This window comes from Stenotrophomonas sp. STEN009 (assembly GCF_056760395.1).
Window position 1 is genome coordinate 1 of sequence record NZ_JBRRES010000006.1, and the last position, 14,751, is coordinate 14,751.

A 14,751-nucleotide genomic window follows, 5' to 3' on the forward strand; every position below is an offset into this window, starting at 1 on the left:
ACCCCTAAAACAACCCCCCACACGCCAAACCGTCCGGGGGGGGGTGGGTGTTTTCTGTTCCCCCTCAATACCATGTCCCCACCGTGCTAAACCCCCCCCCTACCCCGAACCCGCCGGGGGTAACCGGGCGGTTTTCCGTTCGGGTGAAAGTTCTTGCAGTGGCCACGACATCGGCGTAGCATCCGGGTTCGTGCGCGGCGCCGATGCCGCAGATGCGGTCCCGGAATGGCGAACGCGGTCAGCACATATCCAACGGTCGGGATTCCCGGCCGTTTTGCTTTTTAAGGGGGCGGCAGTACAGTCGGAAACCTTGAAGGAAGCGAAACGTTGGATATGACCACGAACGAAAAGGCGGCCCGTGCGCTGCCGGTACAGGACGCGCGGATCTACCCGCGCGGGGGGCTGGATGTGCTGTCGCGGGCAGAAGTGGCGCGCCTGCGCGACGCCTCCGGCGGCGGCATGCACGAGCTGCTGCGCCGCTGCGCGCTGGCTGTGCTGACCAGCGGCAGTGCGTCGGATGATCCGCGCGCGGCGCGCGATCTCTATCCCGACTTCGACATCCAGGTCGCGCAGCAGGATCGCGGTGTGCGCATCGACCTGGTCAACGCGCCGGCGATGGCCTTCGTCGATGGCGAAATCATCCGCGGCGTGGCCGAGCTGCTGTTTGCCGTGGTCCGCGACCTCGCGTACATGGCCATCGAAATGGGCCCGGCCTACGCGGCCGAACTGGAGTCTTCCGAAGGCATCACCAACGCGGTGTTCGGCCTGCTGCGCAACGCGCGCATCCTCAACCCCGGTGACCCGAACCTGGTGGTCTGCTGGGGCGGTCACTCGATCTCGCGCGATGAATACCTGTACACCAAGCAGGTGGGCTACGAGCTGGGCCTGCGCGGCCTGGACATCTGCACCGGTTGCGGACCGGGTGCGATGAAGGGCCCGATGAAGGGGGCCACGATTGCCCACGCCAAGCAGCGCAAGACGGTGACCCGCTACATCGGCCTGACCGAGCCGGGCATCATCGCCGCGGAATCGCCCAACCCGATCGTCAACCATCTGGTGATCATGCCGGACATCGAGAAGCGCCTGGAGGCGTTCGTCCGCATCGGTCACGGCATCATCGTGTTTGCCGGTGGTGTCGGCACCGCCGAGGAGATCCTGTACCTGCTCGGTATCCTGCTGCGCGACGAGAACAAGGACCTGCCGTTCCCTCTGATCCTGACCGGCCCGACCGTGGCTGCGCCGTATTTCGAACAGATCGACCGCTTCATCCGGCTGACCCTGGGCGATGCCGCCGCAGAGCGTTACGAGATCATCATCGGCGACCCGGTTGCCGTGGCCAGGAAGATGTCCGCCGGCATCAAGCGCGTGCGCGAGCATCGCCTGGCGCAGAAGGATTCGTTCTTCTTCAACTGGTCCATTGAGATTCCGTGGGAGTACCAGCAGCCCTTCGTGCCGACGCATGAGGCCATGGCTGCACTGGATCTGCACCATGGGCGTGCGCCGCATGCCCTTGCGGCGGACCTGCGTCGTGCCTTCTCCGGCATCGTTGCCGGCAATGTGAAGGAGGATGGCATGCGCCGCATCGAGCAGTTCGGGCCGTTCCAGATCCACGGTGACCCGGACATGATGCAGGCCCTGGATGCGCTGCTGCGCGCCTTCGTCGAGCAGCGCCGGATGAAGATCTCCGGCGAGTACCAGCCCTGTTACCAGGTGCTGGCCTGAGACCGTGCCGGCGCGATGGGGATCGCGCCGGTAGCGGTGGGGAAGGGCGGTTCGTCAAGCCTTTGACGCCCGTCGCCCCGGATTGACCGTTCATCCTGCCGCCGCTTGCTGGCGGCAGGGCGATGGCCCATGGTGGCGATCAATACGCTGGGGAGCGTCCACATGTCTTTGCGCCGGCAGAACGGCTTCACGCTGGTTGAGTTGATGATCACGGTGGTCGTGCTGGGCGTGCTGGCGACGATCGCGTTTCCGAGCTTCCAGAGCACCATCCGCTCCAACCGCATCGCCACCACCAGCAATGACCTCATCGCGTCGATGGCGCTGGCCCGCAGTGAAGCGGTCAAGAACCGCAGGGGCGGCGGCGTGTGTGCCTCTGCCGGAGGCACGTCCTGTGATGGCGACAGCTGGACCGATGGCTGGCTGGTCTGGGCCGACAGCAACGGCGACGGCGCGCTCAGTGCCGGCGAAACCGTCCTGCGCTACAGCCCCGGGCGTTCGGCGCTGGTCGCCGTCGGTACGCCCGACCTGTCGGTGAGTTTCGACCCGCGGGGCCGCAATCGCGCCAATGCCACGCTCGACCTGACGCTGCGCCCGGAAAACTGCGGCAAGCAGCCGCTGCAGCGCACGCTTCGCCTGTCCCCGACCGGGCAGGTGCGTCTGTTGAAGGAGGACTGCAAGTGAGAACGCCCCGTTTCCGTTCCCCGCGCAACGCACAGGGCGGCTTCAGCCTGATCGAGGTATTGATCGCGATCCTGGTGCTGGGGGTCGGTTTGCTGGGTTTCGCACTGCTGCAGACGATGAACGTGCGCTTCGTGCAGAGCGCCAACTATCGCACCCAGGCGACCAACCTGACCTACGAAATGCTTGATCAGCTGCGGATGAACCGCTCGATGGCTCCGTCCTACGTGGGCGACTACACCGCGACCACCGCGGCCAAGAACTGCCTGCCACCGGTCGGCAACGACATCGGCAAGGACGCGTTCACCCTGGACTGGACCTGCCGTCTCGGCAAGGCGCTGGGGGATGGGGCCACGGCCAAGGTCGCACGTGCCGGCACCCAGTACACGGTCAGCGTGACGTGGGGTGACGAGCGCTGGAACGCCGACGCCAGCGATACCACCTTCAGTGCCGGGAGCCGCCTGTGATGCGCGCGCCTTCCCCGGCCCGGCGCATGGCCGGCCTGTCCATGGTCGAACTGATGATCGCGCTGACCATCGGCGTGATCGTCATGCTCGGTGTCGTCCAGGTGTTCGCGGCCTCGCGTGCTGCCTATCAGCTGTCCGATGGCCTGGCGCGCGTGCAGGAGAACAGTCGCTTCGCCATGGATACCCTACAGCGCGAACTGCGCATGGCAGGTCATTTCGGCTGCGTCAACGATCAGGCCCGGCAGTCGCCGGATGGCGTCTCGCTGTTTACGACGTTCGCGGCCACGCCTCATCCGGCTCTGGACTTCCAGCGATCCATCCAGGGCTACGAGGCGACCGATACGGCGCCCGGCGATGCGGTGACGCTGCCGGCCACTCCGGCGACGGGCGGCACCGCCTACACACCCGCATTGCCCGATGAATTCGCTGCGGCGCTGCCCAACCGGGTCAACGGCAGCGACATCGTCGCCCTGCGATACCTGATGCCGGACGGCGTGCCGGTCACGGCTTCCGGCGGTACCGTCGCGCAGCCGGTTTTCAGTTTCGACAAGGCGCGACTCGCCGTGCTGCAGAGTGGCGTTGCCGATTCCGGGCTGTACGGCGCTGCCGACTGCGCCAGCGCCACCGTTTTCCAGGCGCGCAGCATCGACAAGGCAGGGGGCACGATCACCTTCGGCGATGCACCGAACAATGCGAGCAACTTCATCCGTCCGGTGACCGCAGGCCAGGCGATGCTGCATCGTGCGGAAAGCGCTGTGTACTACGTGGGCTACGACGCTGCCAGCGCACGTTCCTCACTGTACCGTGTGCGTTTCAACGCCACGCCCAACGGTGCGCTGGTCGCCGGCGCGCCTGAGGCCCTGGTGGAGGGTGTGGAGAACATGCAGCTGCTGTACGGCCAGGATCGTCGCCTGACCAGTGCCTACCCGACCGGCTTCATTGATCGCCAGGGTACCGCTGCCACCGTGCAGGCATCGGCCAATCCCAACATCAACGCCTGGCGGCGCGTGGGCGCCGTGCAGATGGGCCTGGTGATGGCCAGTCCCGATCCCTCGGCAGCCCCTCAGGCCGACCAGAATGCGGTACTGACCTCGATGGGCGTGACGTTCACCGCGCCCGAGGACGGCCGCATGCGCGCTGTTTACCAGACCACCATCGCCCTCCGCAATCGCCTCTTCGGCAACTGAGGCCACCATGCATCCGCGCCCGCGCACCCCCTCCTTCGCATCGCACCGCCAACAGCGCGGCGCGGTGCTGTATGTCGCCCTGATCATGTTGATCCTGCTGGCCCTGATCGGCATCGCCGGCATGCAGGTGACCGGCATGCAGGAACGCATGGCCGCCAACTACCTGCGCTCGAACCAGGCGTTCCAGAACGCCGAGGCCGATGTACGTTCGCAGGAAGCGGCGATCCAGGCTGTCATCGACAGCGGCAAGATCTTCGAGGCCAACCAGGAAGAGTGCAGCCCGGTGTTCGACCCGGCGACCTGGGCCGATGGCAAGACCACGGCAACGGCGATCAATACCCGCCGCCTGGACAAATGCGTGCCGGTGGGGCCGCTGGGCCTGGGGCGGCGCAAGAACGAAGAGACCGAGAACATCTACCAGATCACCGTGTTGGCCAGTGACGATCCGGCCAATCCTTCTTCCAGCGCCGTCATCGACACGATCTTCATTCCATGAATACTCCGCGCCGATTCTCCCGCCTTGTCTCCTCCCCGTGGCTGCGTGCAGGCACCGCCGCTGCCGTGCTGGTGGGCGTGGGCGCACTGGTCTATCCGCTGTTTGCCGCGCTTGGCGACTATGACATCGCGCAGGAGCCGCTCTACAGCAAGAAGACACAGCCGCCGCTGATGATGATGGTGATGTCGCGCGACGAGCAGCTGTTCAACAAGGCCTACAGCGACTACAGCGATCTGGACGAGGACGGCACGCTCGACACCACCTACCAGGACAAATTCGACTACTCCGGGTACTTCGACTCCAATCTCTGCTACACATACAGCAGCAGCCAGTTCAAGGCCACGGCCCAGGCGACCGGCACGCAGAGGCACACCTGCTCGGGTACCTGGTCGGGCAACTTCCTCAACTGGGCGACCATGAGCCGCCTGGATGTGATGCGCTACGTGCTGTACGGCGGCCATCGCATCACCGATACCGCCAGCAAGACGGTATTGGAGCGGGCGCAGATTCCCAACGACCTGCATGCCTGGGTCAAGGTCTACAGCGGCGCCGACATCAACAACTTCACCCCGTACAAGACGACCATGTCGTTCTGCAACGCCAGCATCAGTGCCACCGGCGCGCCGCTGATGCGTGTTGCCAGCGGCAGCTGGGGTGAATGGGCCTCGACTGCCGGGCGGCAGTGCATTACCGGGCGCACGGATGAGGGCAAGGATGACTCCCCCGGTTCGGCGACTGATCTGAATGTACGCGTAGAGGTCTGCGCCACCGGTTCAGGAACTTTCCAGGAGGCGTTCTGCCGCAAGTACAACGACGGCACCCGGGACTACCTGAAACCGGCGGGACTGCTGCAGTCCTATGGTGAAAGTGGCCGACTGCGGTTTGGTCTGGTCACCGGCACCTATGTCAATCCGCGCGATGGTGGCGTGGTCCGCCGCAACATCGGCAAGATCGCCGGCAACGGCACGACCTTCTGCGCAGCCGGCGACGAGATCAACCTGTCCAATGGCCAGTTCTGCAACACGCTGACGGGCGGGGCCGAGGGCATCATCAATACGATCTCCAACTTCCGTATCGACCAGTGGAACTGGAAGGACAACTGGAACGACTGCAACGCCTACAGCATCCTCAATCGGCAGGGTTTCAACGGCAACGGCAATCTGACCGATCCAGGCAATGCGTCCAAGAACTGCAGTGCCTGGGGCAATCCGCTGGCGGAGATGTATGCCGAGGCGCTGCGCTACATCAAGGGTGAAACGAAGGGGATCTACAGTGCCAGCGGTGATCTCAGCGGCCTGCCCAATTCGGTGGCGTGGAAAGATCCGTACCGCTCGCCGAACAACGGCGGCAACTCCTACTGCGCCACCTGCAACATCCTGGTGATGTCCTCGGGCCTGCCGTCCTTCGACAGCGACAACATCGGTACGGTCAACGGCCTGACCACGGCAGCGGCGGCCACCGATGCGATCGGCAACCTGGAGAAGATCACCGGTGGCAGCTACATGGCAGGCCGTGTGGGCCTGACCGAGCGCTATGCCTCGATCAATACCCATGAGGACATCTGCCGGGCGGCCAAGGTCACCGGTCTGTCGCTCGTGCGTGGCATCTGCCCGGACGTGCCGTCCACGGAAGGCAGTTATCTGATCTCGGGGTTGGCCAAAGCTGCTGCCGAGACTGATCTGCGCCCGGGCGTGCAGGACAAACCCAACACCTACAAGCTGACCGCCACCACCTACACCGTGGCCATGGCCGAAAGCCTGCCGAAGTTCGAGATTCCGGTGGGCAACGGCAAGATCACCCTGGCGCCCCTGTGCCAGGCCAACAACAGCGAAGGGGCCGGTATCAACAGTGGCGGCTGGCGCAGCTGCTTCCTCGGCTCGGTCGGCATTGGTACCAAGCGGTCAGCGGTATCGCCGAACTACGTCTATGGCCGTGACTATCGTGCCGATGGCAAGGCCGGCAGCTTCTCGCTGGTCTGGGAGGATTCGCTGTGGGGCAATGACCACGACAACGATGTGGTCTCCATGCTCAGCTACTGCGTAGGCAGCACCTGCAGCGACGGTGGCACGACGCCATTCCGCAACATCTGCTGGCGCTCCAACAGTGGTGAATGCAACAACAACGCCGTTCGCAACAAGGTCGGCGAAGACGAAGTGCTGGTCCGCATCGAGAACCTGTCCGCCTATGCAGGCAACGCGATGCTGACCGGCTACACGATCGTGGGCTCCAATGCGGCTGACAACGTGCAGCGGCTGGTGCTGCGTCCGGGTAACCGCAATGGTTCGGTGTTGAGCACCAGCGCCGATCCGCCGGCTACCTGGACCGGTGCGGTCGTGGTGCGCTACAAGCTGGGTACCGGTCAGGCCGGGCAGCTGGAAAGCCCGCTGTGGTACGCCGCCAAGTACGGCGTGCCGGAAGGCAAGAAGTGGGACAGCAAGGTGCCTGGTGTACCGGACAACTACTTCCTGGCACGCAATCCGGCCAAGCTGAAGTCCGCGCTGGAATCGATCTTCGACAGCGCTGCGGCTGGCGAGGCCCCGGTCGGTGGCAGCGGCACCGGCGCCCGTGTCAACGCCGGCTCCTTCACCGTGTCCGCGCACTACACGGTGCCGTCGGGCTCGAACGACTGGACCGGTGATGTCATCGCCAGCCAGACCACGAGCACCGGAGGCGCCGGCGCTGAACTGTGGCGTGCGTCGACCAAGATGAGCGCCTCCGGGCGGACCATCGTGATGTCGACCGCACCCACCTATGTGAACACGTCCAACCAACTGGTGCCGGTGGCAGCGGCCGATTTCACCGCCGACAACGTTCCCGGGCGTGATCGCGCCGAGAAGCTCGGCAACATGGGGCTCAACACGGTGCCGAACTGGTTCGGTTCGCACACCGTGGCGGATCTGGTCAGTTACCTGCGCGGCTCACCGGTGAGCGGTTTCCGCCCGCGCAGCTCACTGCTCGGCGATATCGTCAATTCCAGCGTGGAGATTGTGTCCAACAAGGACGACTACGGCTTCACCTCGTGGCAGGCGCAGGGGGGAGTGAGCTGGAAGACCACGCTCGGTTTGAGCTATCGGGCCTACCTGGCGACCAAGGTGGCAAACGGTGGCCCACCTTCGATGGTCTACGTCGGTGCGAACGACGGCATGCTGCATGGCTTCAATGCCAGCACCGGCACCTCGGCGGGCAGCGAGCAGTTCGCCTTCATTCCATCGGCTTCGCTGCAGCACATGGCGGAGCTGGCCAACCCCACCTATGGACATCGCTACTACGTGGATGGCGGACTGACCTCGTCGGACGTCTACTACGGCGATGCCTGGCGCACGGTACTGGTCGGTTCGACCGGTGGCGGCGGCGCGTCGCGCGGGCCGTCGGCCACGGCAGTGGGCAACGGTTCGGTGTTCGCCCTGGATATCAGCAATCCGACCGGATTCACCTCCAGCAACGTGCTGTGGGAGATTTCCGGCAAGACCGAATCGGACCTGGGCTTCGTCATGGGCAAGCCGGTCGTGGTGCCCGTCGCCGGGCCCAATGCGGACAGTCCGCCCCGGTTCGTCGCCCTGTTCGGCAACGGTGTCAATTCCAGCACCGGCCGACCGGTGCTCTATGTGGTCGACATCCGCACCGGCGAGATCCTCAAGCGCGTGTACCCCACGGCGGGCAAGTATGCAGTCGCCAATGGCCTCAACCATGTCACCGCGGTAGCGCTGCACAACAGCAGTGGCCTGGCCGATACCGTCTATGGCGGCGACATGCAGGGCAACATGTGGCGCTTCGACCTGCGTGGCGGTGATCCCAGCGCCTGGAATGTGGCCCTCAACGGCACGCCGCTGTTCACTGCGGTGCGCAGCGCTGTCGCTCAGCCGATCACCGGCGCGATCGAAGTCTCGGCGGGGCCGGGCGGTGGCGTCAGCCTGTTCTTCGGTACCGGTCGCTACTTCACCGCTGACGACAATGCAGTGACCCGTAATTCGCCGGTGCAGACGCTGTATGGGCTCTGGGACAACCTCTCCACTGCCATTTCCAGCCGTGATTCGCTGGTGGGGCAGACCGTCAGTGCCAATGGTGCCGGCTTCCGTGACGTGTCGGGCAACGGCGTGGACTACGCGAGCAAGCGCGGCTGGTACGTCGACCTGATCGTGGGTTCCGACGTGGAGGGTGAGCGCTTCTTCGGCTATCCGACGCTGCAGGGCGGCGCGGTGATGTTCACCACCTATGTGCCCGGGCAGGCGGTCTGCGGCACCGGCGGCGGCACCAACTGGCGCTATCGCCTGAACATGCTGACCGGCCAGCCGGCGATGAGCGGCTTGACCGACGAGGTCGGCGGAAACGCGCTGTGCGGCGCCAACTGCGGTGCCGGTGCGCTGACCCGAGGCGGAGACATCGCAACCGGTGCCCCCGTGCTGTCCACCAATGTCAACAGCACCACCTTGAAGGGCTGCGATCCCAGCGATCCGAAGTGCACGGTCGATGGATCGCTGGACCGCTGCATCGTGGCTCTGAACACGCCGGGCGCGGATACTGCGTATGGCCAGCGTGCCTGTGGTCGCCAGTCGTGGCGCCAGATCCGATGACTACCAGGAATACGGGAGCTGCCATGCGCACATCCAGCAGACAACAGCAGGTAACGGGCTTCACCCTGATCGAACTGATGATCACCGTTGCCGTCATCGCGGTGCTTGCGGCTGTGGCGTTGCCTTCCTACCAGCGACATGTGCTGAAGACACACCGCGCGATGGCCAAGGCTGACCTGGTCGAGATCGCGCAGCTGCTCGAGCGGCATCACACCGTGCAGAACAGCTACGACGGATTCTCGCTGCCGTTCAGCCAGTCGCCGCGGCAGGGCTCGGCCCGCTATGCCATATCGTTCGACGGCAAGGCGACCGCCGGGACCTATACCCTGCAGGCGGTTCCGGAAACCGGCCAGGACAAGGACGCGTGCGGCACGCTGACACTCGATCAGGCGGGCCGCAAGACGCCGGACAGCAAGACCAACCCGGAGTGCTGGTAAGACGGCAGCGGCGAGTGTGGAAGGGGCTTGCACCCCACTTCTGGAATTGGCTAGAATGCGCACCCCGCCCGAATAGCTCAGCCGGTTAGAGCACTTGACTGTTAATCAGGGGGTCGTTGGTTCGAGTCCAACTTCGGGCGCCAGTTTCGAGAAAGCCGCGAGCAATCGCGGCTTTTTTCGTTGGGGCAGGCCGCGCCGGATCAGCAGGGCGTAGGCACGCGTGGGCGCAGGCTCCGGATCCGTCCGGGGATGTTGATGATCACGCGGCTGTGTTCCAGGCCCTGCACGCACAGCACGATGGACTGGTTGGTGCCGGCGTTGCGCCCGTCAGCGCGGAATCGGATGTGGGCGCGATGGTCGCTCGCCCGCAGTTCCACATGGCGATGGCGGTTCTCCAGGGTGTGCAGCAGGGTGGTCATTCCCCCGCTGGCCACCCGCGGCTCAACCTGAACGCGCCAGCCCTGGCTCCAGCGGTTGTCGCAGCGGCTGCCGTCGCCGGAGCCGCACACGGTGACCGGGCGTCCCTCGGTGATGGCGGTGCTGCGCGCCAGCGACAGGCTGCCGACCAGCTGGGCACGCAGGGATTCGGCCTGCAGCTGGCGCATCGCGCGCTGCCAGGGGCGCCAGGCCACAGCCAGCAGTACGCACAGGATCATCAGGACCACCAGCATTTCAGGCAGGTGGAGCCCCCGGGCCTTGCGCGCGGGGTGTTTGCAGAGGGTCTGGAGCATGCCCCCAGCCTGCCGGCCCCGCCGGCCGGTCTCCATTGGAGGTTGGCGCGTCGGGGTGTCCGGCTTCCCCTCAGCCGGCCGTCACCGGATGCCCCGTATACTGGCCGTTCCCGGGATCTGGCAACATCATGAGCGACAGTTTTGAACTCGTCTCGCCGTATTCACCGGCGGGCGACCAGCCGAACGCCATCGCGAAGCTGACCAGCAATTTCGAGTCCGGCATCGCCAAGCAGACGCTGCTGGGTGTGACCGGCTCGGGCAAGACCTACACCATCGCCAATGTCATCCAGCAGATCCAGAAGCCGACGCTGATCATGGCGCCGAACAAGACGCTGGCCGCACAGCTGTACGGTGAATTCAAGGCGTTCTTCCCGCACAACGCGGTGGAGTATTTCGTCAGCTACTACGACTACTACCAGCCGGAGGCCTATGTGCCGTCGTCGGACACCTTCATCGAGAAGGACAGTTCGATCAACGAGCACATCGAGCAGATGCGGCTGGCGGCGACCAAAACCCTGCTGTCGCGGCCCGACGCGATCGTGGTGGCCACCGTGTCGGCGATCTACGGCCTGGGTGCGCCCGAGGATTACCTGTCGCTGCGCCTGATCCTGTCCAAGGGCGAACGCATCGACCAGCGCGACCTGATCAATCATCTGACGCAGCTGCAGTACACCCGCAACGAATACGAGCTGCAGCGCGGCACCTTCCGCGTGCGCGGCGAAGTGATCGACGTGTTCCCGGCGGAGTCGGACAGCGAGGCGCTGCGCATCGAGCTGTTCGATGGCGAGGTCGAGAAGATCACGATGTTCGATCCGCTCACCGGCGAAACCCTGCGCAACCTGATGCGCTTCACCGTCTACCCGAAGACGCACTATGCGACGACCCGCGAACGCGTGCTCGCGGCGATCGAGACCATCAAGGTGGAACTGAAGGAGCGGCTTGAGCAGCTCTACGCACAGAACAAGCTGGTCGAGGCGCAGCGTCTTGCCCAGCGCACCCAGTTCGACCTGGAGATGATGGCCGAGGTCGGCTACTGCAACGGCATCGAGAATTACTCGCGGCATCTCACCGGCAAGGGCCCGGGCGAACCACCGCCGACCCTGTTCGATTACCTGCGGGCCGACGCGCTGCTGGTGATTGACGAATCGCACGTGACCATTCCGCAGATCGGCGCGATGTTCAAGGGCGACCGGTCGCGCAAGGAAACCCTGGTCGAGTTCGGCTTCCGCCTGCCCTCGGCGCTGGACAACCGCCCGCTGCGTTTCGAAGAGTGGGAGGCGCGCTCGCCGCGCAGCATCTATGTGTCGGCCACGCCGGGCCCGTATGAAATGCGCGAGTCGGGCGACGAAGTGACCGAGCTGGTGGTGCGGCCGACCGGCCTGATCGACCCGATGGTGGAGATCCGCCCGGTCGCCACCCAGGTCGACGATCTGATGAGCGAGGCCAACGAGCGCATCAAGGCCGGCGACCGCGTGCTGGTCACCACGCTGACCAAGCGCATGGCCGAGAACCTGACCGAGTACCTCACCGAGCATGGCATCCGCGTGCGCTACCTGCATTCGGACGTGGACACCGTCGAGCGCGTGGAGATCATCCGTGACCTGCGCCTGGGCAAGTTCGACGTGCTGGTCGGCATCAACCTGCTGCGCGAGGGCTTGGACATGCCCGAGGTGTCGCTGGTGGCGATCCTGGACGCGGACAAGGAGGGATTCCTGCGCTCCACCGGTTCGCTGATCCAGACCATCGGCCGTGCGGCCCGCAATGTGCGCGGCAAGGCCATCCTGTATGCCGACAAGGTGACCCGTTCGATGCAGGCCGCGATCGACGAGACCGACCGCCGACGCGCCAAGCAGGTCGAGTACAACGAAGAGCACGGGATCATTCCCCGCTCGGTGGCGCGTCCGATCACCGACGTACTGGAGGGTGCCCGATCCGAAGCGGCCGAGAAGGAATCGCGCAAGGGAAAAGGCAAGGGCAGGCCTGGAGTGGCCGAGGATGTGGCCGACTACCGCGCGCTCGGGCCGGCGCAGCTGGCGGCGCGTCTCAAGGCGCTGGAACAGCAGATGTACCAGCACGCCAAGGACCTGGAATTCGAGGACGCGGCCCGCGTCCGCGACCAGATCCGACAGCTGAAGGAGGCCAGCCTGGGCTGAACGCGACAGTGCCGCACGTCTTCACAAAAGTGTTGCGCTTCCGGGCCGGCATCCGTAATATACGCGGCCTGCACCGACGCATTCGCGGACGTTCAGACCCCAAACGGGCGGTTAGCTCAGCGGTAGAGCACTACCTTGACATGGTAGGGGTCACAGGTTCGAACCCTGTACCGCCCACCACGACGTTCTCGAAAGAGGGCGGTCGTGAATTGAAAGCCCGGCCCTGGCGCCGGGTTTTTACGTAAAGAGGCCCGCTGGCGGGCCGCAGTAACACGATGGGCGGTTAGCTCAGCGGTAGAGCACTACCTTGACATGGTAGGGGTCACAGGTTCGAACCCTGTACCGCCCACCACCTGGCTCCCGGCCCTGCCGGTGCAGCGGTGGTAATACGAAAAGCCGGCCATCTCCGGCTTTTTTCATGGGCGCATGCAATGGCCGCGTGATGTCACGTCCGCGCGGCCCGGTGGTCAATGACGAGCGTCCGCCGTATCCGCCAGTGCCCATCGATACGCTCCCACAGCTGGATCATGCGTGCCTCGCCGACGATTTCGCGATGGCCATCGGCCTGTTCCTGCGACAGGCACTGCTGTCCCACCCGCAGCAGTCGATCCTGGCGCAGGTGGAAGAGCCGCAGGCTCGCAGGTTCCAGTTCGCGCTGCATGGCGGGCTGCGCCACCCTCGTCGATGATCCGGACTGTAGGGGCAGATCGACCAGCACGGGCTCGTCGGCACTGGTGGCGTGACCGAACGCGCCAGCGCACAGCAGCAACAGGGCAAGCATCGGCATGGCACGGTGCTCCAGCGGGAAAGTGCAGGCAGACTGGCACTTCGCCGCCGGGACCACAGCCGGCCTGCGACGAACACCCGGATTGAGCCGCCAAACGCAGCCAGGCGCCGATGAATCCGCACCGGGCAGGCGTAGACTTGCGGCGCCCGCGCAATCGCGGCCATCACAAGGAGCAGCTGCAATGAGCGATCACGTTCCCGTTTCCAGGCCCAACCCGCTGCTCGACCTGTTGTTCGGCGGCAACATGCTGGCAGGCACGTTCAAGGCCGTGGTCTGGGTGGCCATCCTGTGTGCCGTGCTGGCCTGGACGACCTGCCGCTGATGGCGCACCTGCGTGCCGGCGTGCCGCACACTCGGACACGCGTGGCCCGCATCGGCTGCGGAAGGGTGCCGTTCTGGGGGGCGGTCAGGCGCTGAAGGCCTGGCGCAGGCTGCGCAGTGTCGCCTGGCGGTGCTCCGTCGTGCAGGGCTCACCCATCTCCAGTTCCTGCAGGCGAAGGCCGATCAGGGTCATCGACAGGGCGTAGCCGCGTGCCGCGTCGGCTACCTTCGACAGGCCCACTGCACGACGGGTCAGTGCATCGACGTGGTCCAGGTCCGGCAGAAGGCCGAGATACGCGCGTTCGGCGCTGTCCAGATCGGGGGCGCGCAGGATCGCGTGCGCATCGGCTGCGGGGCTGGGTGAGGCCATGGGGATTCCTCGTCCGGGGAGCGCTCGGTCAGAACGAACGCATCAGGGAAATGAAGGCGGATGTCTGGCTGCCACGGCGCGCCATCGGGCTGTCCTTGACCGCATCGCCGAACCATTGGTTGGCCACTACGCCGGTGGCGCGCCATCTGCTGCCCAGTGGCGTGCTGACCGCGATCTGCACGCTCGGCGAGGTGGCGCTGCCGGGGCTGTAGGCGGCCAGGCCCGAACGCAGTGCTTCCTCGTCGCTGATGCCGTAGTAGTAATCGAGCAGGCGCGCACTGGAATGCACCACTCCGGCCCTCGGCACCCAGGTGAAACGACCGGCCTGCAGCGGATAGCTGTAGTACAGGCTTGATTCCAGGCCGCCACCATGGCCGCTGATCTCGCGCATCACACTGGCTTCGACGATGCCCCAGTCGGCGCTGTATTCGGCATTGATGCCTCCCATCGCCGACATCTGCCGGCTGTGCAGGCGGCGCAGCTGTGGATCGTTCACGTCATCGGTCTTGAAGCGCAGCGTGTAGGGCGTGAGCGCCGCCGACAGGCGCAGGCCCTCGCCCTTGTACAGGTACATGCCCAGCGAGCCGGGGCTGGCGAAGAAGCGCTCGCCCTGCCAGGAGAGGGCGGGCACGACCAATGGCTTGACGTCGTAGTGCGCGTAGGCGCCCGATGTCGCGCCGACCGTGATCCCGGCCTTCACGCCGGGTGTCTGTTCCGCCGCCTGGGCCAGCAGCGGCATCGACAGCACGGCGGAGAACAGCATCGGGCGCAGCAGGGCAGAGGGCGACAAGGGCATCGATCGACAGCTTTGCAGGGGATGAGGCTGCATGC

13 protein-coding genes and 3 tRNA genes are annotated in these 14,751 nt (G+C 65.4%); 12 read left to right on the top strand and 4 right to left on the bottom strand.

Going from position 1 to position 14,751, the window contains the following annotated elements; translation table 11 throughout:
- Positions 1-333: 333 nt before the first annotated feature.
- From ppnN to ACVOMM_RS04070, 8 genes are all read left to right on the top strand, one after another.
- Positions 334-1,722, top strand: a complete 1,389-nt coding sequence (ppnN, locus tag ACVOMM_RS04035) for a nucleotide 5'-monophosphate nucleosidase PpnN (protein WP_053516614.1) — start codon at positions 334-336, stop codon at positions 1,720-1,722.
- A 162-nt stretch (positions 1,723-1,884) separates the two neighbouring features.
- Positions 1,885-2,403, top strand: coding sequence for a GspH/FimT family pseudopilin (locus ACVOMM_RS04040; RefSeq protein ID WP_111186083.1), 519 nt, complete (start codon positions 1,885-1,887; stop codon positions 2,401-2,403).
- Entirely contained in the window at positions 2,400-2,867 is a 468-nt protein-coding gene (gene pilV, locus ACVOMM_RS04045; RefSeq protein ID WP_053516615.1) for a type IV pilus modification protein PilV, read from the top strand. The genes ACVOMM_RS04040 and pilV overlap by 4 nt, the downstream gene beginning before the upstream one ends.
- Complete coding sequence (locus ACVOMM_RS04050) at positions 2,867-4,054, top strand: PilW family protein (protein WP_065175861.1); 1,188 nt, start codon at positions 2,867-2,869, stop codon at positions 4,052-4,054. Before pilV ends, ACVOMM_RS04050 begins: the two co-directional genes overlap by 1 nt.
- A gap of 7 nt (positions 4,055-4,061) precedes the next feature.
- A complete protein-coding gene (locus ACVOMM_RS04055; protein WP_053516616.1) occupies positions 4,062-4,550 on the top strand; it encodes a pilus assembly PilX family protein in 489 nt (162 codons plus the stop codon).
- Positions 4,547-9,121 (top strand): pilus assembly protein, encoded by a 4,575-nt coding sequence (locus ACVOMM_RS04060; RefSeq protein ID WP_481525916.1) that lies wholly within the window; start codon positions 4,547-4,549, stop codon positions 9,119-9,121. The genes ACVOMM_RS04055 and ACVOMM_RS04060 overlap by 4 nt, the downstream gene beginning before the upstream one ends.
- A 23-nt stretch (positions 9,122-9,144) precedes the next feature.
- A complete protein-coding gene (locus ACVOMM_RS04065; protein WP_053516619.1) occupies positions 9,145-9,558 on the top strand; it encodes a type IV pilin protein in 414 nt (137 codons plus the stop codon).
- 66 nt (positions 9,559-9,624) lie between these two features.
- Positions 9,625-9,701: transfer RNA gene (locus ACVOMM_RS04070), tRNA-Asn, on the top strand.
- Positions 9,702-9,758: 57 nt separating this feature from the next.
- Here ACVOMM_RS04070 and ACVOMM_RS04075 read toward each other — a convergent pair.
- Positions 9,759-10,289 (bottom strand): GspH/FimT family pseudopilin, encoded by a 531-nt coding sequence (locus ACVOMM_RS04075; RefSeq protein WP_065175863.1) that lies wholly within the window; start codon positions 10,287-10,289, stop codon positions 9,759-9,761.
- A gap of 128 nt (positions 10,290-10,417) precedes the next feature.
- On the opposite strand from ACVOMM_RS04075, the gene uvrB reads away from it, so the two are divergent.
- The 3 genes from uvrB to ACVOMM_RS04090 all read left to right on the top strand — a co-directional run bounded on the left by uvrB (position 10,418) and on the right by ACVOMM_RS04090 (position 12,794).
- Positions 10,418-12,442, top strand: coding sequence for an excinuclease ABC subunit UvrB (gene uvrB, locus ACVOMM_RS04080; protein WP_481525917.1), 2,025 nt, complete (start codon positions 10,418-10,420; stop codon positions 12,440-12,442).
- A 105-nt stretch (positions 12,443-12,547) separates the two neighbouring features.
- Positions 12,548-12,622, top strand: a tRNA-Val gene (locus ACVOMM_RS04085).
- Between the two features lie 97 nt (positions 12,623-12,719).
- A tRNA-Val gene (locus tag ACVOMM_RS04090) sits at positions 12,720-12,794 on the top strand.
- A gap of 93 nt (positions 12,795-12,887) precedes the next feature.
- On the opposite strand, the gene ACVOMM_RS04095 is transcribed toward ACVOMM_RS04090, so the two are convergent.
- Positions 12,888-13,229: a hypothetical protein gene (locus ACVOMM_RS04095; protein ID WP_111186045.1), complete on the bottom strand. Its 342-nt coding sequence runs from the start codon at positions 13,227-13,229 to the stop codon at positions 12,888-12,890.
- A gap of 181 nt (positions 13,230-13,410) precedes the next feature.
- Between ACVOMM_RS04095 and ACVOMM_RS04100 the strand changes: the two genes are divergently transcribed.
- Positions 13,411-13,551: a hypothetical protein gene (locus ACVOMM_RS04100; RefSeq protein ID WP_164972405.1), complete on the top strand. Its 141-nt coding sequence runs from the start codon at positions 13,411-13,413 to the stop codon at positions 13,549-13,551.
- A gap of 84 nt (positions 13,552-13,635) precedes the next feature.
- Here the strand turns inward: ACVOMM_RS04100 and ACVOMM_RS04105 are convergent, their stop codons facing one another.
- Complete coding sequence (locus ACVOMM_RS04105; RefSeq protein WP_065175865.1) at positions 13,636-13,920, bottom strand: hypothetical protein; 285 nt, start codon at positions 13,918-13,920, stop codon at positions 13,636-13,638.
- Positions 13,921-13,948: 28 nt separating this feature from the next.
- The gene (locus ACVOMM_RS04110; RefSeq protein ID WP_053519970.1) at positions 13,949-14,716 is read right to left on the bottom strand and encodes a MipA/OmpV family protein; all 768 of its coding nucleotides are present in this window, start codon (positions 14,714-14,716) and stop codon (positions 13,949-13,951) included.
- Between the last annotated feature and the right edge of the window lie 35 nt (positions 14,717-14,751).